Origin of the sequence: Ensifer sp. M14 (assembly GCF_003355565.1) — a bacterium.
Taxonomy (GTDB): Bacteria; Pseudomonadota; Alphaproteobacteria; order Rhizobiales; family Rhizobiaceae; genus Ensifer.
Genome location: NZ_QJNR01000004.1, coordinates 3,655,667 through 3,678,020, shown reverse-complemented (window position 1 = coordinate 3,678,020; position 22,354 = coordinate 3,655,667). Strand labels below are relative to the sequence as shown.

Here is a 22,354-nt window from a genome sequence, read left to right as displayed (position 1 = left end):
TTTGGGACACATTCGGCTAAGATTCCAGAAGACGATAAAGGCTGTCGGCCAGATGTCTGCCCTTCCGGGTCAGCCCGTCGAGACCGCATGCATTGAAGCGCACCAGCCAGTCACGCACGACCTGCAGGATCACACTGCCCAATCGGGCAGCATCTGAGCGCGAACCGCAGTCAATAGATCGAGGCAAGCGCCAAGAGCCGACGAGCGTGGCTGGCATCCCTTGTCTGTCGGGCCAAAAGACGCAGCCTCTCCCCATCAAAGTCCGCCCGGAACGAAACCGCTGAACCCTTCGCAAACCTCCTGTTTGCACCATCGATTGAGATTCGTCGGCTTTTGGGTATCCCGTCAGCCGACATCAGCGAGGATTGGTATTACGCGCCAATTCCTTCAGTATCTGCAGTCCGTTAGCTCTGTGGTTCAGCCAAGAGATTTGAACTCAGAGCGTAGTTTTGGGATTCTATGCCGATCACAGGCGGTGTTGAGCGACATAATGCTTTAGTGATGGCGTGTATGGCTTCTGCCGCGATCTTCAGATCTGTGGGCGTTACATAGGGGAGTGTGATGGAGAAGTTGCTGCTGTGTATTTTGGCAGGTTTGGCGCTTGCTGGTTGTTCATCGACTCAACAGGGTGCAGGCATCGGTGCAGCAACTGGTGCAGTCGTTGGTGGTGCTGTGAGAAACGACGTCCGTGGTGCGGCCGTCGGCGCTGCAATCGGCGGCGTGTCAGGGGCGATCATCGGAAATGTGGCTGGCCAGCCGGGCCAATGCCGGTTCCAGGATCGTAATACCGGCCGTGTATATGTTGCGCCCTGCCCACGTTGAACCGGCGTGTCGCGATGACGATCATTCGTGCTCCTCGGCTGCGGAGTACACTTCGAGGATCGTTCAAACCGGTTCTGTGACGCGGGTTCTTTCTGCACGACTTCTTTCGTCCGCTTCCCTGAAAAGTGATTGGTGCGGAATGATGGCCTTCGGGCCGGGAGGCCTAGCCGGGCGTGCCGGATAAGACATTAGGGCGGCAGCCACGGCTGTCGCGCTGGGGTGCACGCCAAATCGGTGTTGAACCACCGTCAACAAAGCGCGCGACCCGAATTTCTAAATTCCAGCGTTCTCTCGGGACGCGTCTTTTGGCTCAACGGAGGCACGATATGGCCACTGCCAATGCCGCATCAAAGACCACGATGCAGAGATTTCTCGACGCTGTCGAGAAGGTGGGCAACATGGTTCCCCACCCTGTGGTCATCTTCCTCATTCTCATAGGCATTGTCATCGTCCTTTCGGCTGTGCTCGGTGCTTTTGGAGCGGCGGTCACCTACGAACGCATCAACCCGGATACGCACGAGATCGAACAGGCATCGACGGCAATCCGCAGCCTGCTGAATGTGGAAGGCATCCGCTTTCTCTACTCGTCGCTCATTCCCAATTTCATGAGCTTCACCGCCGTGGGGCTGATGATTGCGGCCATGATCGGCGCCGGCGTCGCCGAGGAATCCGGTCTGGTCACCGCGCTGATCCGCAAGCTTGTCATTGTCTCGCCGCGGTGGGCGCTGACCTATATTCTGGCCTTCGTCGGCATCCTTGCAAGCATTGCGGCTGACGCCGGTTATCTGGTGCTGATACCGCTTGCCGGCGTTGCCTATCTGGCTGTCGGGCGACATCCGCTTGCCGGCCTCGCGCTCGGCTTCGCCGCCGTGGCCGGCGCCTTCACGGTCAACATGCTGATCAAGCCTCTCGATGCCGTCCTCGTCGAATTCACCAACGATGCGGCCCATCTCGTCGATCCCAATCGGTCGATCGGCCTGGCATCCAACCTTTGGTTCTCAATCGCCTCGGTGGTCTTCCTGACGGTCGTGATCGCTTTCATCACCGATCGCATCATCGCGCCGCGGCTGGGGGAGTATAATCCTGAAGCCGCCGAAGGCGGTGTTCAAAATCAGGGGGCGACGCTCTCCGAGCAGGAATCGCGCGGTCTGCGGTTTGCTCTTTACGGGCTCATCGCCCTCCTTGCGGTGTTCCTCCTTCTGACCATCCCAAGCGGCGCGCCGCTGCGCAATCCCACCACCGACGAACTCATCGGCAATTCACCGTTCATGAACGGCCTGATTGCCCTGATCATGCTGATCTTTCTGGTGACAGGATGGACTTACGGCATCGGTGCCGGAACGATGCGAACCTTGGCGGAGGTGATTGCGGCGATCGAGAAATCGATCAAGAACATGGGCGGAACCATCTTCCTGTTCTTCGTTCTCAGCCAGTTCGTTGCCTATTTCACCTACACCAACATTGGCACGGTCATGGCCTTGAGCCTATCGGGCGCCCTGCAGGCTGCCAATATCGGGCCGCTGCCGCTCCTGATCGGCTTCATCGTCGTCGTCGCGATCATCGACCTGCTGCTGACAGGGGCGATTGCAAAATGGGCAATCTTCGCTCCTGTCTTTGTGCCGCTGTTGATGAAGCTCGGCGTTGAGCCGGAAGCCGTCCTGGCCGCCTATCGCGTCGGCGATTCTCCGATGAACGCCATCACCCCGCTCAACGCCTATTTCGCGCTCGTTGTCGGTTTCGCGCAGAAGTATGACAAATCTGCCGGCGTGGGCACGATCGTCTCGATGATGCTCCCCTATGTCGTGCTGATGTTCGTGCTGTGGACGGCCCTCTTTGCGGTCTGGAAGGCACTTGGCCTGCCGTGGGGCCTGTAAGGGTCCATTCGGCAACTCTGATCGAAACACTATGCAAACAATCGGATGGATATCATGAGCAACCTCTCAATTCCTCTCGACGTCGCCGCAGCGGAAGAACATCTGATGCGATTCCTCTCGGTAGAGGGTGTTACCGGACAGGAAAAGAACATCGGTCTGGCTGTGTGTGACGCCCTGAAGAAAATCGGGGTGCCGGAGTCTGCCATTCGCTTCGATGACGTCAACAAGCGCATTCCGTTGCCGACCGAAACGGGCAATCTGATCGTGGATATTCCGGGAACGCGGCCCGGACCACGGCTGCTCTTTTCCACGCACCTCGACACGGTGCCGCTTTGCGCCGGTGCCAAGCCACGGCGCGAGGGTGACCGCATTGTGTCTGACGGCACCACCGCGCTCGGCGGCGATGCCCGCACCGGCGTTGCCCTTCTTGTGGTTGTTGCTGAGACATTGATCAAGCACAAGCTGCCGCATCCACCGATCACCCTGCTGTTCACCGTGCGTGAAGAGAGCGGGCTCCATGGTGCAAGGGAACTCAACCCCGCTGATCTCAACGGCGCGGTCATGTGCATCAACGTCGATGGCCAATCGGCTTCGGATCTGATCGTGGGTGCGGTCGGGCAGGAGAATTGGGAAGTCGAGATCACGGGCAGGGCGTCGCATGCGGGCGTTGCGCCGGAGAAGGGTATCTCGGCGACGCTGGTCGGAGCAATGGCGCTCGCCGAGGCGAAGCGCAGCGGTTGGTTCGGCAAGGTGGTCAAGCCGGACGGCCGAGGCACGAGCAACATCGGCATCTTCGGCGGCAAGAACGACAAGCCTGCCGGCGACGCCACCAACGTCGTGACCGACTATGCTTTCCTGAAGGGTGAGGCGCGCAGCCCCGAAGCTGCTTTCGCGACGAAAATCGCCAACGGCTATAAGGAAGCCTTCACGAAGGCGCAGAGCGAGGTGACGGACGACAAGGGCGATACGGCCGAGGTGAAATTCAGCCACAAGCCGTCTTACCCGCCGTTCGAACTGGGTAAGGACACGCCGATCGTAAAGCGCGCGACCAAGGCGCTTGGGATCCTCGGCATCGAGCCGGTTTATGTCTTTTCCAATGGCGGCCTGGACGCCAATTGGCTCGACAAGCACGGCGTGCCCACCATCACCATCGGTGCCGGCCAGGCCGAGATTCATACCATCAAGGAGTATGTCAATCTCAAGGAGTACGAGAAAGGCTGCCGGCTGGGCATCCTTATGGCGACCTTGGATGACTAGCTGTTTCGCTGGGCTGTTCGCCTGTGGACGAGGGCGCCCCTGCGGTCGATCCCTGACCTGACAGCCTCACGGCCACGTCAGGTGCGGAGGCGGGTGACTGCTCGAGGCGAACTCCCAGGACGCATTGCGTATGTCGACGTTGCATGGTCAGCGCGGCTGTGTGGTTTGGAAGGCCCGAAGGGCCAAATGAGGAGCGGAGCGATTGAGCCCGATAGCATACACCGCCACCATCATCGCCGTTGCCGTCGTTCTGTTCGTCTGGAACAAGCTGCCGGTTGTCTTCGTGGCGATGCTGACCGCATTGGCGCTGTGGGCTACTGGTGTTCTCACACTGGGTCAGGCGCTTGGCGGATTTGGTGATCCGGCCGTCATCTTTATCGCATCGCTCTTCGTCGTCAGCTCGGGGCTCGAGGTCACCGGTGTGACGGCCTGGGCCGGGCAACTGCTGATCCGCGGCGCCGGCGAAGAAAGCCGCACGCGTCTCCTGCTCCTGACCATGGTGCTCGTCTCGCTTCTCACTGCGCTTATCAGCGTCAACGGTGCCGTCGCAGCGCTTCTGCCTGTGGTGGTCGTCATCGCTGTCCGCCTTCGGCGGAATTCCTCGCAACTGCTCATGCCGCTCGTCTTTGCGGCGCACGCCGGCTCCATGCTCGCGCTGACGGGAACACCGGTAAACGTGCTGGTGTCGGAAGCAGCCATCGATGCGGAGGGGCGTGGTTTCAGCTTCTTCGAGTTCGCCCTTGTGGGCGTTCCGCTTCTGGCTGGGACGATGGCGATCATCGTGCTTTTCGGAAAGCAGCTTCTGCCGGAGCGCAACGGCGCAACCATGCCTGCCGACTTCAGTCAGCATGCGAAGACGCTCGTCGAGCAATATGGCCTGGCGAGCGGAATCTATCAGATGCGGGTGCGCGCTAGCTCGCCCTTCGTGGGTGCATCATCGTCCGGGATTGATCTTTCTGCCTATCCAGGACTGCAGCTCGTTGCCATTCAGGAGGGTGAAACGGCCGGGCCGATCAGGCGGCAGCAGCTGGCAGAGGGGGATCATCTCCTTGTGCGCGGCGAGGCTGAAAGCGCCGCCGTATTCGCCGCCGAGATGCATCTCGCCTTTCGCGACGAGAAGGCGGCGGGTCAAGGCGAGGAAACACTATTCAATCGCAGTTCGGGCCTGGCTGAAGTCGTCATCCCGCCACGCTCGGGGCTCATTGGCGAAACCGTCTTTCCGGGCATGGTTACCGACAGCGGCGACTTGATCGTTCTGGCGGTGCAGCGCGCTGGTGCGCAGATCGCAGCCGGAAGCGCGACCAAGGATGCAGGCGGCATGGTGCTGCAGGCCGGTGACACGATGCTTCTGCAGGGAACCTGGAAGGCGCTCGACGTTCACCTGGATGATCCGGACGTGCTGGTGGTCAATTCGCCGGAGCTCGTCCGCCGTCAAGCTGTTCCGATGGGACCGGGCGCACGCCAGGCGGTCATCATCCTGTTCGCTATGGTTCTGCTTCTCGCCACGGGCCTTGTGCCGCCCGCAGTGGCCGGCCTGCTCGCTGCTGGTGCGATCATCTTGTCGGGGATCATGAGCGTCGAGCAATCCTATCGCGCTGTCGGCTGGACGACTGTGATCCTCGTTGGCGCGATGATGCCGCTGTCCACTGCCATGGTGCAAACAGGAGCAGCAAAACTGATGGCAGAGCATTTGGTCAACCTCGTCGGGGATGCCGGCCCTATCGCACTGCTCGCGGGATTGTTCATCCTGACGGCGATCATGGGACAGCTGATCAGCAACACCGCAACCGCACTGATCGTCATCCCGATCGGCGTGGCGGCAGCGACGGCCATGGGCATTTCCCCGCGTCCGGTGCTCATGAGCACCGCTGTGGCGGCGGCTGGCGCGTTTCTCACTCCCATTGCAACACCGACCAACCTGATGGTGATGGGGCCCGGTGGTTATGCCTTCACCGATTATTGGAAGCTCGGATTGCCTCTGCTGATCTGGTTCTTCGTCGTCTCCGTGTTCATCGTACCGTTGATCTGGCGCTTCTGATCTTCGGGGGCGCAACCTCAGCTGACTGATCTGCCGGCTCGCCCGCTTCAGCCCGTTTGAGTTACCGTAGCTGTTTCAGAGACAAAACATGCCGCAATTGAAGCGCTGCCGCGACCTTTGCGCGTCCAGAATGGCGCGCGGCGCTGCGGCACGACGGGGGTGGTCGCCGCCCGTATTGTTCGGCTGGATATCGGCGAGCGGCGTCGGCCTGAAGCGAGCCGCATCGATCCGCTTGCTCGCGATCAGCCTATTTCGATTTGACCAGCCCTGAGAACCCGGCCACGGCCAGAAGGCTCAAGGCCCAGCCTATGACCGATTGGAAAAAGTAATATCTCAGGGTGAACGTGCCTGTCGGCTTCAACGAGTTCGCTCGCCAGAATTCCTTTTGTCCGATCGACAGCACCGGCAGAAGAACGTCCAGCGAATACATTATCGGATTGAATTCCGGGTAGCTGGCAGCTTCCGGCTGTTTGCGAAAACAGGAGAGCTGGTTCTCTCCGGCGTCAGCACGTCCGGCCAGGACTTGTGCACTTGACGGCATATAGCGGCTTTCGCCCCGCTCGATATCGCACATGGTCCATTCAAGCGACCGCAGGATAACCGGACTGTTCGGTTTCATCGCGCCATTCTCGTAGGCGAAAGCAAACACGCCCGAGCCTATCGCCCAGAAAAGCGTAAGCCAGACCAACGCCAGCAGCGGCTGGCGCCCATAGCTGAGCGTTCCTGCCAGTATGGCGTCTATGGTGGCCAACATGGCGCGCAACACCGGATTTCGGGTGCGTGCCCGGCGCGCGCGCCGTTGCAGGCGTTCCTTGGTGATTAGAACGGCGCGGGCTTCCTCGTCATGGCCCATCTCTCGCAGCACCATCGAAAGCTGCTCGTAAGGCTGCGGCCAGAAATCCGCCTTCCATCGCTCCGGGGTTTGCCGTGACAGCCAGTCGAGCCGACTTGCCGCATCGACAGGGCCGCCGATGAAGGCGCCGTATTGGCAACGGTTGAGCAACAGATCGCCGCGCTGTGGCCAGCTTGCCTGTTCGTCGTCGATCGCTCCCATCGTCGTGGCCGTCAGGTCGAGCGTACCGACGACGGACGCGTTCTGCCGCAGGAAGAACGCGCCAGCGATCGTGGTGCGGTTGAGGCTCAGTGCATAGCCGCCGGGCTGCGAGAGCGACGTCGAAGTGCAATCGACGTCTCCACCGAAGCGGGCGCCCAGCACGCGAACTTCGCCAATGATGGTCGCGCCCCGCAAGGCAAGGTCGCCCCCTGCCACGATCGCGTCGCCATTCAAGGCAATTTCGCCCGGGCGCTCGATGCGAGCCCCCATCGCGTTGACGTCGCCGTCGAGGCGAACCGCCGAAAGGTTGACCCCGCCGCGCACATTCGCGCCGCGCAGGAGAATGCCGCCTCGGGTTTCCAGGCCACCAGCGTCAAGCGCGATTCCGGAAGATGCAGAAATCGACGCGCCGTCCGCTTCGATGTTGCCGCCGATGCGCGCGCCCGGGATCCGGATCTCGCCGGTTATCGTTGCGCTGCGCAGGGAGACGCAGCCGCGTGCTTCGAGCCGTTCGGCCTGCAATCCGGGGAGGGCCGAGCCATCCAGGAACAGGTTGTCGATGATGGCGGAGCGCAGCACCGGGGATGCTTCGAAGTGGCAATCCTTAAGACCGATATCGCGGGGAATTCGGCATCCCTCGAGGTCGAGAATGCCGGTGATCCAGGCTCCGCTCAGCCGCAGCCCCTTCTCGTGCAAACGCAGGCCGTCCTTGCCAAGAATGAGCAGGCGTAGAAGATCCGCGCGCACGATCCGCTCAGGGTCTTCCCGCTCCGGCCGCAAGCCGTCGCCCAGCCTGTCGAAGTCGCCGAGCTGCAGGTGCGCAATGACCTTGGCTTCGGCGGCGCTAAGTGGATGGAAACTGGCAGCGGTCGGGGCGATGGGAACGGCAGATCCATTCTCCGGGGCTTTCTCGTTCATGAGCCTGGCATCCGTGTTGCGCAACCTGTGGAGGCTTGCCGCTCGGTCGGCTCCCGCGAGCCCGCCTGTGGCATTCGCTGCGGTCGGCAGGCAGTCATGACGCGTTTGTTCATGCGATCGTTTCCTCCGCCATGGCGCTTGCCCCTATCCCCTATCCCTATCGGACCCCGGGCGCGGTTTTGCCGTAACGCAGACCGCACCCATGCAGGCGATGCGAGCCGCGGTTGTCCCGAACATGCCCTCCAACGCAGCGGGCTTCGACGAACGAACCATTTGATCGCGCGGCGCGTTGCCGGTTCGCTGCTGGTATTGTGAGTGATTGATTTCTCCGTTTTGAGGGCGGGTCAAGAGGTGTTGGCTGCCGTAGGCGACCTTGGGTGTCGAAAAGCGCAACGATGCTGCGGCGTATCGGACCAGAAGCAAAGTTTCTGGATTCAGTGCCGATCACAGTTCGACCCAGGCGATGCTAAGCTACCGAAATAATGCATCAATGCCCATCCGGACCGTCTCATGCGCGGCATTCGGATTGAGGCCAGCCGGTGGGGGAGCGTGAGTTGAGTTGCCTGCCTTGAGTGCGCGCTACCAATCCTTCATCACCTGCCGAAAGCCTGCGCGATGCAAGAAGACCACGGAACAACGCAGCGACGACCAGTGGGATTTCCGGAGAGCCTGATCGTTCTCTGGGGCTTTCTGTTCGTTGTCTGGCTGGTGATTAATTCCTCGGTGGAGCCGCCGATCGTCGTAACCGGCGCGCTGGCCTCGCTGGTCTTGGCCGCGATATTCGTGCGCCGCGGCGATGTCTGGAGGATTGGGCTGACGCCGAGCAAGGTCTTCCATTTCATCGCTTATACTGGGGTCTTCCTCGTCGAGTTGGTCAAAGCCAACATAGACATGTTGCGCTACGTCTACTCGCCGCGAATTGATATTCGCCCCGGCATCGTCAAGGTCAAGATGCCGCTCAGGTCGCCGATAGGCCGCCTGGCTTTGGCCAATTCGATCGCGCTGACGCCCGGCTCGCTTGTCATGAACCTGCAGGGCGATGCGCTGTTCATTCACTGGCTTGACGTGAAAACCACCGACCCGGATGAGGCGACCCGGATGATCATCGGACCCTTCGAGAAGCACCTGGGAGCGGTTTTTGGCTGAGATCATCCTGCAGATCGCCGTCGTTCTGATTTTCTTCAGCATTGTCTTTGGCGTGGTGCGGCTGGTTGTCGGGCGGACCACGATCGACCGGGTCGTTGCCATCGATATGCTGTCCGTGGTGACGATCTCGCTGATTGCGCTCTACGCCCATATTTCGGGGCGCTTCGTCTACATCGACGTCGCCCTTGTCTATGGGTTGCTGAGCTTCCTCGCGGTCCTCGCTATTGCTCGCTATCTGGAAAAGGGGCCTTGATCATGCTCGAAATGCTGATCCTTTTGGTCTGTGGCAGCATTCTGGTGAGCGGCGTTCTTGCAGTCATGCTCAACAACCTCATGGCTGCGATGGTCAGCGCCGGGCTCGCAAGCCTGTTTGCTGCCGCCTCCTATGTTCTCCTTGCCGCGCCCGATGTCGCCATGGCCGAGGCTGCAATCGGTTCGGGCCTTGCGACCTTGATTTTCCTCTATGCGATCCGCAAGACCAGCGGGGACGTGACGGATGAGTGAACTGATCGGCAGTATCGTGATCCTTGCCGGCGCATTCTTCCTGTTCTCCGCGGGTGTCGGCCTGTTGCGCATGCCCGATGTCTTCACACGCATCCAGGCGGGAACCAAGGCTTCGACCCTGGGCAACATCCTGGTTCTTGCCGGTCTCGGCATTTACCACCCCGGCTGGTCTCTGAAACTGCTGATCATCGCCTATTTCGTTTTGATGACCAATCCGTTGTCGTCGCATGCGCTGTCGCGCGCTGCCCATTCGATCCGCACCCCGATGGCTCGCACAACAGTCGTTGACGCCCTGCGGGACGAGAATGACGCCTCCGCGGCAAAGGGCTCCTCATGAGACGCGTGTTCATCCTGCTCGTTGTCGCGGGTTTTGGCGTCATCTTTGCCGGGCTGGTTGCCGGTTATGGCGAGCGCCAGACATTGTCGGCTCTGGCGACGTTTTACCTGACCGAGGTTCCGGCAGATCTCGGTGCCGCCAATGTCGTAACCGGCATTCTGATCTCGTTTCGGGGCTTCGATACGCTGGGCGAGGTCGCGGTGCTTTTCATGGTGGCGGCGAGCGTCGGCGTCATTCTGGCAAGCGAACCGGGCGACAAGCCGCTCTTGCTGCCCGCAATGGGCGGCAAAGGGCAGGGCCCGAGCGAACTGGTGCGCAACGGTGCCGAGGTCGTGCTTCCGCTCATCTTCCTTTTCGGTATCTACGTGATCATGAACGGACACCTTTCGGCCGGCGGTGGCTTCCAGGGGGGCGCGGTCGTTGCCTCCGGTGTGATGCTCATGATGCTTGCCTATCCCACTGGGCCGCTCCACCATGGTTTTCTCAGCATCACGGAAGCGCTCGCCGGCGTTTTCTATGTCTCCATCGGCATCCTGGGCATGGTCTTGGGCGGTGGCTTTCTCGATAGCCATATTCTGCCGCGCGGCGACTTCGGAACACTGATCAGTGCCGGGGCTATCCCGCTGATATCAATCCTTCTCGGTATCAAGGTCGGCGCGGAATTGAGTGTCATTATCGATCGGTTCCGCAGCTGAAGCTGAGCCGGGGGAGACAAGGGGCCAGCATGGGTGTGCCGATATCACAGATACTTCTCACGACAGGATTTCTCCTCGTGCTGATCGGCTTTTGGGGCATACTGAAGCATCGCAACATCCTGCGCATCATCATCGGCTTTTCGCTGATCGATACCGGCATGCATATTGTTCTGGTGGCGACAGGCTACATCACCGGCGGCACTGCACCGATCATCGATGAGGCGCTCGGCATCAAGGAAGCGGCCACGCGCACCGTCGATCCTATTCCCGCCGCCCTGGTCGTGACCGCCATCGTCATCGGCTTTTCGGTGACGGCGATCATGCTGTCTTTCGCGATCCGGCTTCACGCTACCCGAAAAACCCTGTCGATCGACGCGCTGACGGAGTCGAGATGGTAGACAGCCTGTTCCAGCCGCTGAACATTTTTCTGCTTGGCCTCGGTGGCGGCTTTCTCATTCCCCTCCTGTACAAAATCGCCAAGCCGCTGCCGGCGGTCGGGTTTATCATCGCCCTTTTGGGAATGACGGTCATATCAAGCGTCTGTCTGTGGAGCGTCCATCATGGCGGATCGACCATCGAGGTGCTGACCGCCGGCAGCGTGCCGCCGTTCTCGATCAACTTGCGTTTCGGTCCGTGGGAGGGATTTTTCTCTGTCTGCGTCAACGTCGTCGCAGTGCTTGGCGCCTGGCATCTTTGGGGACGTCTGCGCGCGAGCTATCCGGCCCTGCTGCTGTACCTGATCCTGACCATGGGCATCAACGGCATGGTCATGACCCGCGATCTGTTCAACCAGTTCGTCTTTCTGGAGATCGTATCGATCGGCACCTATGGGCTTCTCGGATTCGAGCGGACGCCGGCAGCGCTTGCGGCGAGCTTCAAATACATCATGGCGACGGTGCTCGCCTCGTCTTTCTTCCTGCTCGGTGCGGGTCTGCTCTACCATGTGACAGGTACGCTCAACATCGACGACATGATTACGAACCGGGCATTGATCACCGGCCCCATCGGGGTAACGGCGCTGCTGTTTGTTCTTTCCTGCCTTGTGCTCGAGCTGAAGCCATTCCCGGCAAACGGTTGGGGGCTCGATGTCTATGAGACCGCGAACAGCGGGATTGCGGCGCTTGTCTCCGTTGGGGTATCGGCCGGAGTGTTCTTCGCGCTTTTCAAGCTGCTGCCGCTTTTTGAAGACCATCTCGGAATGCTCGCTCTCTCTGGCGGGATAACCTTCCTCTTCTCCAATCTTGTCGGATTGAGGCAGACCAGCGTCCAACGGATGCTCGGTTATTCCTCGATCGCGCAAATGGGCCTTCTCACGCTCGCACTTGCGTTGCTGCACCAGCTTGACGCTGAACAGGCGTTGCCGCTGGTCGTCGGTGGGCTTTTCATCAACCATCTCTTTGCCAAGGCCGGCCTTTTCTGGCTCGCCGGGATTGTCGAGCGGCGCGAGGTCGACGGCTGGTCCGATGTGGCAGGCAATCCCGTCCTGCTTTCCATTCTTGCGGTGTTCGTCGTCGCGATTGCCGGCTTGCCGCCATTTCCCGGCTTCTGGGCAAAATGGGAACTCGTGATGCAGGCAGCGGCGGGTGAGCGATACATCTGGATTGCCGTCATCCTGGTCGGGTCGCTGCTCGAGGCAGCCTATATGTTCCGCTGGTTCAAGCATGCAACGCGCCCGCTGCCGGGCGAAACGCAGATCAGTCCGACGCCGGGTCGGCTGGTGCCCGTGCTGGTCTGTGCGGTTTTGCTATTTGCGAGCGGCTATGCTGCGGCGAGCCTGGCCGGTGCGGCGTCGCTGCTGTTGGTCGCACCGCTTGTCGTCGGTGCGGGTCTCTACATGCTCGATTGGCTTCCCGGGCGGGCCAAGTGCGTGCTGATGTTGGCGGCCGTGCTGGTTGTGGGCTTGTGGATCGTTCGTGATATCGACGGTTTGCGCCAGCTGTTTGCCGTACTCCTTCTTGCCGGCGGGCTGGTGATCGCCTTCGCAAGCCTCTATCGCTCCGATCCTCGTGGCGGGTTCTATCCGATGATGGCCATCCTGCTTCTGTCCATCGCCAGTCTGCTGCGCGCCGCCACCAGCCTGGAATTCTTCTTCCACTGGGAATTGATTACGCTTTCCTCCTATTTCCTGATCGCGCAGAGGCGCGATGCCCATCCCTATGTGTTGCAGTTCCTGCTGTTCTCGCTGGTGTCGGCCTTCTGCCTGCTCGCCGGCTTTGGCATTGCCGCCAGCGCCAACGGCACCACCGCGCTTGCGGCATTTGCCACGGCCGGCCCGGATGCGGCTCCGGCCTTCATGCTCCTGGCAATAGGCTTCCTGATCAAGGCCGGTGCCGTCGGCGTTCATGTCTGGCTGCCGGGGGCCTATGCCGAGGCCGATGATGATCTGTCGGCAATGCTTTCTGCCGTCATCAGCAAGGTGGCGGTCTTCGGACTGTTCATGGTCACCTATCTTGCCATTCGCTCGCAAGTCGGGCTCGAGATGGCGCATGTGATGGGCTGGATCGGGCTTCTGACGACCATTGCGGGTGCCGTCATGGCGCTTCAGCAGAGCGACATCAAACGTATGCTCGGTTATTCCAGCATGAGTCAGATCGGCTATATCATCACGGCGATCGCGCTGATGAGCCACCTCGGCTGGGTAACGGCATTCTACCTCGTCGCTAACCATCTGATGGTGAAGGGCATCCTGTTTCTCGCCGCCGCCGGCGTCATCCTGGCAACCGGAACCAGGCTGCTTGATCAGACTGGCGGCCTTGCTGGAAAGATGCCGCTCACTTTTGCAGCCGTTGTCATTGCCCTGATCTCGATGTCCGGCCTGCCGCCGCTCGCCGGCTTCGGCGGCAAATGGTTGTTGTTGAGCGCGATGACGGACAGGGGCTGGTATGGCCTGGCAATCGTTGGCGTTCTGGCGACGTTTATCGGTTTCCTCTACATGTTTCGGTTGGCCTATTCGATCTTCCTCGGACCGCGAAAACCGGCTTATGAGGAGGTGCGGGAGGCGCCGTGGCCGTTGCTCGTCCCGCAGTTCGTCCTGATTTTGTCGATTTTCGTGCTGTCCTTCTTCCCGAAGCTGCTGATGGATCCCGTGTCCGCGGCCATTGACCCCTATTTTGCTTCAACACTGGTTTGGCAGGGCATGTCGCTCGAGACGATCTATGGCTACTGGAACCCTGTTCCCGTCATGGCGTTCAGCGTGGCGGCCGCTGCGGTCCTGCTCGCGCTGTTCCTGTTGATCTACAGAGCCGGTTGGGGGCGCTCCATTCCGGTGAGCACCTCGCATTTCTACGGCTTCTATCGGCTCGTCTTTGCGCCGCTCGTGACACCGGTTGCCAACTTCGTGTGGGACGGGGTCTGCAGTCTAACCATCGGTTTGGCCGGACTGGTCCGCAGGATCTACACCGGCAATGGCCAGACCTATGCGCTTCAGGTGCTCTGCTACGTGATTGTTTTGTATCTGCTCGGCACCCTGCGACTGACGGCGGGCTGATAGGCAACGGGTCGTCATAAGGGCGGAGCCGCAGCGAGCCAATGGCACAAAGTTCGGTTACTGCCCCGCAGCGGCTTGCGCCATCCCGCCGAGAAGGCGGCTGGGAAGAAAGATCACCAGCCTTGCTGCGCCCTCTATGACGGATGCGCCGTCGGCGAGCATGGTCTGTCCCGCCGGAGCCCCTTCCTCCCTGAGCACGTTGCGCATCAAGGCATCGTTGTTTACGACATCCATCAGCGTCTGCGACGTGGCAAAGACGCTGTGCGTGCCGCCGTCGACGTCCGAAACATCGATAACCGCGATCTCCTTGTCCTGCAGCATTTCAATATCGGCGCCGCTGCCGACCCGTGGATGACCGCCTGCCAAGCGCCGCGAAATTCCAAGCGCGCGATCACGCCGTGACACGACGATCGTGAACGGCCGGGGGATGTCGACGATGTCTTCAAGCTGGCTCTGAAACACATCGACGTCGATATCCGGCCCAGCGAGGACCACGCCGCCCAGGCGTTTCAGAGTGCTGGTGCGGCCTCTGAGGGCCAGATCGCGCAAGGCTTCGGTGACGACATAGGCACCCATCGAATGACCGACCAGGATGATCCTCTTGGCATTGGTCTGTGCAGCGATCTCGATTGTTTCGGCAAGTCCGCGCCGACCGACCAGGGCGCTGTCGCGGTCGAACACGTAAAGAGGGATCGCCGCTCCCGATGGCCAGGCGTAGTGGAGCGAAACCGACTTGATGTTGTAGTCGTAGGTGATCTGGGCATTGCGGAAGACGCTGTCGGCGAAGTTGTTGTTGTAACCGTGGACGAAGATGAAGATCTCGCGATTCTCGGGCGCGCGCCGTGCCAGCGCCGCGTTCAACTGTCTGACGAATTCCTGTCGCTGGTCGATCGGCTGGAACGTCCTTGCCGAGAAATGCTGTTTCGGATCCGGGACGCGGCCACTTTTCTCGACGTTTCCGGCAACATGGTTTTGTGGAATTCCGATGTCGAGCTTCGCAAAATTCAGCGTCTTCGACCGCTCGGCGGAAAAGGGCAGCGAAAGATTGCCGGATGGCGCGCGTGTGGTTGCGACGAAGATCGGCACGATTGCCTGAGGCTCTGCACCGGATGAAGCTGCCACCGGAAGACCGAGCACTGCGCGTGGTCCGCCACAGCCGGCGAGGGCCAACAGCATGATCAAGATGACGGACAATCGCATTGATGACACGGCTCGTCTCAACTCCACCGGCAAGCTCTCCAGATCTGTGAACGGCAAGGCGCCTCGCAGACAATTGGTTCGGATCGCTCTCGCGCGGGCTATGCGCATCGGGCGAAGCAGTTCGTAGTTCTAAGCTATCCGCGACGGGTGCGGAAGATGAGTTCCGTGTGCATTCTCCGTGTCCGGTGTTTTGTGTCGTTCGGATGAAAAAATTACAATGTTTCAATCCTGTGCGAGACGAACTCTTCTCCGCAGTCGACCGCGAATATCTGGACGGCATGCCTGTTTGCGGGATTCTATGCTGATCACTTCGCTTCTTGATGCGCACTATAGTTCTGGACGGAGCACTGCGCCTTCGGCCTCTAGGGAGAGGGGTGAGCGGGTCCGGGCGTTTAAGGGAGCATCATGACTTGGGTTCCTACTCACGACTTCCACCTTTCGCATTGATCACCACGACAGACGCATTGATGAATGACGGGCGCGGTTTCTCGCAGCCTCGTTCCTTTGCAAATACGGCCCTGCGGGCCAGATCGTACTTGGCGCCGGTGATCGCCGGCTCCGGCCCTCCGCTGCGATCTCAGTCGTCGATCGGTTTCAACGCTCACCTCGTAAGACATGACGCATCCAGTTCTATAAAACGCCATTATCCAATTGGTTTTATTTTATTTCTTCAATCACCCACGCGTGGCGGCGAACCGTCGCGCCAGTAAAGCATTCGGGGAAATAGCGCATGAAAATACGTCCTGCTGCATCGAGATCTCGCGCTGCGTTCGGAGTGTCTGCCGCGGTGCTGGCTGCCTTTTTCGTGGTCGGCTGCCAAGGCGAGGACGACGTCGGGGAGCGGCCGCCACGACCCGTCAGAACCGTGGCCGTTTCGTTCAATCCCGAAGATACGTACGGATCGCTTGTCGGCGAGATTCGGCCACGCACCGAAACCAGCTTCAGCTTCCGGCAGGGCGGCGAGATCCGGGAGCGCGACGTTGAGGTCGGCGACCTTGTCGATGTCGGGGCCGTTCTCGCGCGCCTTGACGCCGAGGATGCGCAGGACGCGGTGCGCAAGGCCGAAGCGAACCTGTTCTCCGCCGAGGCTCAGTTCCAGAATGCCGAGGCCGACCGGGCACGGCAGCAGCAACTTTACCCGCGCACCACGACCCGGCAGGTCCTGGAGGCCGCCACTGCTCGGGCGAGCATGGCGCAGGCTGGTGTCGACGCCGCGAAAGCTGGCGTGCGGATCGCCCAGACCAATCTCGACAACCGCATACTGAAGGCAAACGCTGCCGGCGTCGTCACCGCGGTCGGAGGCGAAGTGGGACAGGTTGTCGGCGGTGGGCAGATGGTGGTGCGCGTTGCGCAGCTTGGAACACGCGATGCCGTCTTCCAGGTGCCCGAGGCCACGATCCAGTCCACCGGAGGCGACGCACGCGTCAACGTGCAACTGCTGAGCAACCCCAACATCAAGGCAACGGGAACGGTTCGGGAGATCTCGCCGACAGCTGATCCAATTACGCGCAACTTCACGGTGCGCGTTGGGCTTGACACTGCGCCGGATGAATTCCGTTTCGGTAGCGCCGTACGCGGTTCGATGCGGCTTTCCGGCGAGCCGGCGGCCCGGCTGCCGATCTCGGCGCTGTTCAGCGAGGGCAACCAGAGCGCCGTCTGGATCGTCGACGACGCAAGCAACACGACCAAGCTTGTGCCGGTCGAGGTGCATCGTTTCGACACGAAGGATTTCCTCGTGACCAAGGGTCTTTCAAGCGGAGACAACGTCGTCGTTGCCGGGGTGCAGCAGCTTCGTCCCGGCATGCCTGTCCGCTTGCTTGAAGGAAGCGCAGAATGAATGAGGGCTTCAACCTATCGGGCTGGGCGATCCAGCGGCAGAGCCTGATCATCTTTCTCGTGCTTTTGAGCGCTCTTGCGGGCATTCTTGCCTATATCAACCTGGGGCGCGACGAAGACCCGGAGTTCACATTCAAGACGATGATCGTTTCTGCGGCATGGCCGGGCGGGACGATTGAGCAGACCATCGATCAGATTACCGACCGCCTCGAGCGGACGCTTGAAGAAGTACCGAACCTCGACAATCTGCGCAGCATGACGACGGCGGGCCAGTCGGTCATCTACGTCACGCTCGACGATGCGACACCGCCCGATCAGGTTGGCGAATCCTGGTATCAGGCCCGAAAGAAGGTCGGCGACATGGTGTCGACGCTGCCGGCTGGTGTGCGTGGGCCATTCTTCAACGATGACTTCGGCGATACGTTCGGTATCATCTACGGCCTCACCTCGGAGGGCTTTAGTGATCGCGAAGTGCGCGATTGGGCCTATGAGGCACGCAATCGCCTGCTCAAGCTCGAAAATATCGGCAAGGTCCAACTGATCGGCACGCAGGACGAGACGATTTACATCGAGTTCTCGACCGAACGGTTGGCAAGCCTCGGCCTCAGCGCCGCGACGGTGATCGGCACGATCCAAGCGCAGAACGCGGTCCTGCCTGCAGGTCTCATAACTTCCCCGCAGGATCGGACCATCCTTCAGGTGTCCGGCAGCCTCGCCGACGAGACCACCATCCGCCAGTTGAACATCCCGACGACATCCGGTTTCGTCCGGCTGGGCGATATAGCAAGCGTGGTGCGGGGAACGGTGAACCCGCCTCAGCCACGCTTTCGCGTCAAGGGCAAGCCGGCAATCGGCATCGCCATTTCCATGGCGTCGGGTGGAGACATCCTGCAACTCGGCCAAAACATCGATGCAACGATGCGAGGGCTGGAGAACGATCTGCCGATCGGTATCAACCTGACGCATGTGGCGAGCCAGCCAACCGTGGTCAAGACGGCTATACGCGGCTTCACCACGTCGCTGGGCCAGGCGGTCGTCATCGTTCTCGGCGTCAGCTTCCTCGCGCTTGGCGTGCGCGCCGGCATCGCGGTGGCCGTCTCAATTCCGCTTGTCCTCGCATTGACCTTCCTGTTCATGGATATTGCCGGCATCGCCCTGCAGCGCGTCTCGCTCGGCGCGCTGATCATCGCTTTGACGCTGATGATCGATGACACCATGGTGACCGTCGAGACGATGATGGCGAAGCTCGAGCAGGGCTATGAGCGCATTCAGGCAGCCTCCCATGCCTATACGTCGACCGCATTTCCGATGCTTGCGGGCACGCTGGTGACGATCGCCGGCTTTATTCCGGTCGGCTTTGCGAGCAGCTCTTCGGGCGAATATGCACGATCGCTGTTCCTGGTGATCGGCTTCGCGCTCGTCGTCTCCTGGTTGGTGGCCGTGCTTTTGACGCCGATCATCGGCCTTGCCGTACTTAAATCGGGAACCGCAACCGGCCCCAAGCCTGATGGCGCGCTGCTCCGTGGCTTCAAGAACCTCCTGCATACCTGCATGAAGATGCGGCTCGTGGTGGTCCTCGCCACTGTCGCAATGTTTGTGGCGGCGCTGATCGGATCGTCTGCCATGAAGCGGCAGTTCTTCCCGGCGTCCGACAGGCCAGAGCTTATCCTGCAACTGACCCTGCCGCAGAGCGCGTCGCAGGAGGCCACAGCCGACTACGTGTCGAAGGCCGAGGAGATTCTCGCCGCCGACGAGGATGTGGCAGACTGGAGCTTTTACATTGGTTCCGATCCGGTGCGCTTCTTTCTGTCGATGGCGCTGCAGCCTCCCGCGCCATCCCGCGCCCAGGCCGTTGTCATCGCCAAAAGCGTCGGCGCACGCGAGGCGCTGCAGGCGCGCCTGCAGAAGACGCTCGAAGAAAGGATGCCGGACATCCTGGTGCGCCTCTCACCGCTCGAAATGGGTCCTCCGGTCGGTTGGCCCGTTCAGTATCGCGTGATCGGGCCGGACATTCCCGGTGTCCGCCATGTCGCCTGGCAGCTTGCCGATGCGCTCAGCAAAGTGCCTGGTGTGGTCCAGCCCAATCTCGACTGGAATGAACCGATCCGCAAGATTGTCATCAATGTCGACCAGGACCGCGCTCGACTGGTGGGGCTCAATTCCTCTGTGATTGCCCAGACCCTGTTTGCGACGGCATCCGGCCTTCCGATCACGCAGGTGCGGGACTCGATCTACCTCATCAACGTCGTCGCCAGGGCGACGGAGGAGGAGCGCGTTGATATCGGCACAATCCGGTCGTTGCAGATCCCGGTCGGCCCCAATCATACGGTGCCGCTTTCCAGTATCGCCACGATCGACTACCAGACGACACAGCCCATCATCTGGCGTCACGACAGCTCAACCAACATCACCGTCCAGGCAGACACGGCCGCGGGTGTGACGGCTGCCAGTGTCGTTGAGGCCGCGGCAGGCAAGATCGAGGAGTTGCGCCAGGCCAACCCGCGCTACCTGATCGAGGTCGGCGGTGCGGTCGAAGGCGCAGACGATGGGCTCGCCTCGGTCGTCGAGATGCTTCCGGTGATGGGTGTCATCATCCTGATCGTGCTTATGTTCCAGCTGCAGAGCGTACAGCGGCTGCTGCTTGTCATCAGCGTCGTGCCTCTGGGGCTGATCGGCGTGGTGTTGATCATGCTGGTGACGAATACCCCGGTGGGCTTCATCGCCGTTCTCGGGATGATCGCACTCATCGGCATGATCACCAGAAACTCCGTGGTGCTGATCGACCAGATCGACCTTGCGATCGAAGAACGGGGCCGGACGTGGCAGAGCGTCATCGATGTCACTGGGCAGCGTCTGCGGCCGGTCTTCCTGACGGCAGGCTCGACCGTCCTCGGCATGCTGCCGATCATCCGCGATCCGTTCTGGTCACCCCTCGCTTTTACCGTCATCGGCGGTCTGGTGGTGGCTGCGGCGCTGACACTGATCTTCCTGCCGGTGCTCTACGTCTTGTGGTTTCGCATTCCCGCCGAAGCGGAGCCCGGAAAGGCAGAGCCTGCCACGGCCGAGCCGGTTGCGGCCGGGGCGTGACGGTAAGTGGGATGTTGCCCGGCCTTGGCGCGAGTATGGACCCTCCGTCGGCTTTTCCGTTTGTGCCCGGTGCGATGAGCGCCGAGGCGCAGCCGCGAGGGTAGGAGAAAGAGACGCAATGCTAAGCCGCGGGACTTTATGCTAATTCCGTCGATACATTCCCGGTTATGATTTGATTTCAGTGTTTATTTTAAGAGTGTTGTTCAAGGGGAGTAACCATGTCGGACTTGATTGCAGTTGTTTACCCAACCGAAGCGAAAGCCGAGGAAGTGCGCCAGCGCTTGTTCGAATTGCAGAAGGAATACTTGATCAAGGTCGGGGATGCTGTCATCGCCACGAAGACTGAAGGCGGTAAGATCAAGTTGAATCAGATGGTCAACATGACCGCCGCCGGCGCAGCGTCGGGGAGTTTCTGGGGGCTGCTGATCGGTGTTCTGTTTCTCAATCCTCTGGTGGGCGTCGCGGTCGGTGCTGCATCCGGTGCCATCGGCGGCGCCTTGACTGACGTTGGTATCAACGATGCCTTCATGAAGGATCTCGCCGCCAATCTTCAGCCCGGCAATGGGGCGTTGTTCGTGCTGATCAAGGAGATGACAGCGGACAAGGTGCTCAAGGAATTGGCGCCCTATGGCGGCGTCGTGCTCAAGACCTCGCTCGACGAAACGAAGGAACAGGTCCTGCGCGACGCGCTGGAGAAGACAGCCGCGGCCGGCTAGTTTTCATTGTTGAAATATATCGAGCATTCCGCGCGGGATCGGGTCAGGAAACTGGCGCGGTCCCCGGGATGGTGAGATTTCTGTCGAGCCGCGCCTGCCCTCCGGGGAGGCTCGTGCGACGCCAAGCTCCTGGTTCCTTGAAGCTGAACTCGGGAAATTGGGGTAATTTCTAGGGGCGGGTATGGTGGAAGCAGGTGGCAGTCGCACGATCGGTTCGGTAACGACCGGTATCCTGGTGCTTGCTTTGCTTTACTTCGCGCAATCCATCTTTGCGCCGCTCATCTTTTCCTTGCTGACCATTGCGCTGGTCTGGCCGATTCAAGCCGCTTTACAGCGCTGGTTGCCAAAGCTTCTCGCCCTTCTGATTACACTTGTCGCAACCATGATCGTGATCGTCGCCATCGGGTCTTCGGTGGCGTGGGGCTTCGGCAAGCTTGCCCAGTGGCTCTTCGTCAACGCTGACCGCTTCCAGGCGATCTATGTCGACTGGACAACATGGCTGGAAGGGCACGGCGTCGCCGTCGCTGGCCCCTTGGCGGACCGCTTCGATGTCACCTGGCTCGTTCGCTTTGTGCAGGGAATGGCTGGGCGAGTAAACAGCTTCGCCGGTTTTGCCTTGTTGGTCTTCATTTTCATCATGCTCGGCCTGCTCGAGGTCGAAGATTTCAATGCGCGAATACTCCTGCCCGCCGCCCAGCCTTACGGAATGCGCATCCTGGTGGCCAACCGGGTGATTGGCGCAAAGCTGCGCCGCTTCATGATCGTCCGGACGTTTGCCAGCATTCTTACCGGATTGGTGGTCTGGCTCTTTGCGCTCGGCGCGGGACTTGAACTCGCCGCCGCGTGGGGCGCGATCGCATTCGCTCTCAACTACATCCCTTTTCTCGGGCCTTTTGTGGCGACGGCGCTTCCGACACTGTTCGCCATCGCGCAGTTCGACTCGTGGCAGACTGCGGCTGTCATCTTTGCGAGCCTCAACGTCATCCAATTCATCATCGGCAGCTACCTGGAGCCGAGGCTGACGGGAGCTTCGTTGGCAATATCCCCGTTTGCCGTTATTTTCGCGGTGTTTTTCTGGAGTTTCATGTGGGGCGTCGCGGGTGCCTTCATCGGCGTGCCGATGCTGATAGCGTTCATTGTCTATTGCGCGGGCACGCCGTCGGGAAAGTGGATCGCGACATTGCTGTCGAGCAATTCAAAGGTCGCGACGAACAGTGAGCCGTGAAGGCACGCGGATGATCGATTTGGTGCGGATAAAGCCACGCCGTGGCGTGCTAATAAAGCGTCCCTGCATCTGAGGGTTGAGAAGCGCGGTCGAAGAGGCTAGATTACAGGTAGGAGGCGAAACGACTGCCGGAGAGGGCACGGGGAAGATAAGGAGAC

The 22,354-nt window shown here is 60.6% G+C and carries 17 protein-coding genes and 1 pseudogene; 15 read left to right on the top strand and 3 right to left on the bottom strand.

Features of this window, described 5'->3' with window-relative positions:
* Positions 1-73 precede the first annotated feature (73 nt).
* A pseudogene (locus BLJAPNOD_RS36010) lies at positions 74-245 on the bottom strand (IS630 family transposase); the annotation flags it as partial.
* 316 nt (positions 246-561) lie between these two features.
* Here BLJAPNOD_RS36010 and BLJAPNOD_RS17875 point away from each other — a divergent pair.
* The 4 genes from BLJAPNOD_RS17875 (at position 562) to BLJAPNOD_RS17860 (ending at position 5,991) form a co-directional block, all read left to right on the top strand.
* Positions 562-822 (top strand): YMGG-like glycine zipper-containing protein, encoded by a 261-nt coding sequence (locus BLJAPNOD_RS17875; protein WP_115420670.1) that lies wholly within the window; start codon positions 562-564, stop codon positions 820-822.
* A 326-nt stretch (positions 823-1,148) separates the two neighbouring features.
* Complete coding sequence (locus BLJAPNOD_RS17870; RefSeq protein WP_077503998.1) at positions 1,149-2,696, top strand: AbgT family transporter; 1,548 nt, start codon at positions 1,149-1,151, stop codon at positions 2,694-2,696.
* A gap of 45 nt (positions 2,697-2,741) precedes the next feature.
* The gene (locus tag BLJAPNOD_RS17865) at positions 2,742-3,953 is read left to right on the top strand and encodes a M20/M25/M40 family metallo-hydrolase (RefSeq protein ID WP_077503997.1); all 1,212 of its coding nucleotides are present in this window, start codon (positions 2,742-2,744) and stop codon (positions 3,951-3,953) included.
* A gap of 202 nt (positions 3,954-4,155) precedes the next feature.
* Positions 4,156-5,991 (top strand): SLC13 family permease, encoded by a 1,836-nt coding sequence (locus BLJAPNOD_RS17860; RefSeq protein WP_115420669.1) that lies wholly within the window; start codon positions 4,156-4,158, stop codon positions 5,989-5,991.
* Positions 5,992-6,238: 247 nt separating this feature from the next.
* Here the strand turns inward: BLJAPNOD_RS17860 and BLJAPNOD_RS17855 are convergent, their stop codons facing one another.
* Positions 6,239-7,963 carry a hypothetical protein gene (locus tag BLJAPNOD_RS17855; protein ID WP_077503995.1) on the bottom strand — a complete coding sequence of 575 codons (1,725 nt, stop codon included), beginning with the start codon at positions 7,961-7,963 and terminating at the stop codon, positions 6,239-6,241.
* A 615-nt stretch (positions 7,964-8,578) separates the two neighbouring features.
* Between BLJAPNOD_RS17855 and BLJAPNOD_RS17850 the strand changes: the two genes are divergently transcribed.
* From BLJAPNOD_RS17850 to BLJAPNOD_RS17820, 7 genes are read left to right on the top strand one after another with little or no spacing between them, the layout of a single operon-like run.
* Positions 8,579-9,109 carry a Na+/H+ antiporter subunit E gene (locus BLJAPNOD_RS17850; protein ID WP_115420668.1) on the top strand — a complete coding sequence of 177 codons (531 nt, stop codon included), beginning with the start codon at positions 8,579-8,581 and terminating at the stop codon, positions 9,107-9,109.
* On the top strand, positions 9,102-9,362 hold the full coding sequence (locus tag BLJAPNOD_RS17845; protein ID WP_077503993.1) for a monovalent cation/H+ antiporter complex subunit F: 261 nt from the start codon (positions 9,102-9,104) through the stop codon (positions 9,360-9,362). The genes BLJAPNOD_RS17850 and BLJAPNOD_RS17845 overlap by 8 nt, the downstream gene beginning before the upstream one ends.
* A 2-nt stretch (positions 9,363-9,364) precedes the next feature.
* The gene (locus BLJAPNOD_RS17840) at positions 9,365-9,613 is read left to right on the top strand and encodes a hydrogenase subunit MbhD domain-containing protein (RefSeq protein WP_077504154.1); all 249 of its coding nucleotides are present in this window, start codon (positions 9,365-9,367) and stop codon (positions 9,611-9,613) included.
* A complete protein-coding gene (gene mnhG / locus BLJAPNOD_RS17835) occupies positions 9,606-9,950 on the top strand; it encodes a monovalent cation/H(+) antiporter subunit G (RefSeq protein WP_077503992.1) in 345 nt (114 codons plus the stop codon). The genes BLJAPNOD_RS17840 and mnhG overlap by 8 nt, the downstream gene beginning before the upstream one ends.
* Positions 9,947-10,645: a hydrogen gas-evolving membrane-bound hydrogenase subunit E gene (gene mbhE, locus BLJAPNOD_RS17830; RefSeq protein WP_115420667.1), complete on the top strand. Its 699-nt coding sequence runs from the start codon at positions 9,947-9,949 to the stop codon at positions 10,643-10,645. The genes mnhG and mbhE overlap by 4 nt, the downstream gene beginning before the upstream one ends.
* 29 nt (positions 10,646-10,674) lie before the next feature.
* Positions 10,675-11,043, top strand: coding sequence for a cation:proton antiporter subunit C (locus BLJAPNOD_RS17825; protein WP_115420666.1), 369 nt, complete (start codon positions 10,675-10,677; stop codon positions 11,041-11,043).
* Entirely contained in the window at positions 11,037-14,132 is a 3,096-nt protein-coding gene (locus BLJAPNOD_RS17820; protein WP_115420665.1) for a proton-conducting transporter membrane subunit, read from the top strand. Before BLJAPNOD_RS17825 ends, BLJAPNOD_RS17820 begins: the two co-directional genes overlap by 7 nt.
* 57 nt (positions 14,133-14,189) lie before the next feature.
* Here the strand turns inward: BLJAPNOD_RS17820 and BLJAPNOD_RS17815 are convergent, their stop codons facing one another.
* Complete coding sequence (locus tag BLJAPNOD_RS17815; RefSeq protein WP_077503988.1) at positions 14,190-15,332, bottom strand: alpha/beta fold hydrolase; 1,143 nt, start codon at positions 15,330-15,332, stop codon at positions 14,190-14,192.
* 730 nt (positions 15,333-16,062) lie between these two features.
* Here BLJAPNOD_RS17815 and BLJAPNOD_RS17810 point away from each other — a divergent pair.
* The 4 genes from BLJAPNOD_RS17810 (at position 16,063) to BLJAPNOD_RS17795 (ending at position 22,196) form a co-directional block, all read left to right on the top strand.
* On the top strand, positions 16,063-17,169 hold the full coding sequence (locus BLJAPNOD_RS17810) for an efflux RND transporter periplasmic adaptor subunit (protein ID WP_077503987.1): 1,107 nt from the start codon (positions 16,063-16,065) through the stop codon (positions 17,167-17,169).
* Positions 17,166-20,255, top strand: a complete 3,090-nt coding sequence (locus BLJAPNOD_RS17805) for an efflux RND transporter permease subunit (RefSeq protein ID WP_115420664.1) — start codon at positions 17,166-17,168, stop codon at positions 20,253-20,255. The genes BLJAPNOD_RS17810 and BLJAPNOD_RS17805 overlap by 4 nt, the downstream gene beginning before the upstream one ends.
* Positions 20,256-20,473: 218 nt before the next feature.
* Entirely contained in the window at positions 20,474-20,971 is a 498-nt protein-coding gene (locus tag BLJAPNOD_RS17800) for a DUF1269 domain-containing protein (protein ID WP_077503985.1), read from the top strand.
* A gap of 181 nt (positions 20,972-21,152) precedes the next feature.
* Positions 21,153-22,196, top strand: coding sequence for an AI-2E family transporter (locus BLJAPNOD_RS17795; protein ID WP_115420663.1), 1,044 nt, complete (start codon positions 21,153-21,155; stop codon positions 22,194-22,196).
* The last annotated feature ends 158 nt before the right edge of the window (positions 22,197-22,354 follow it).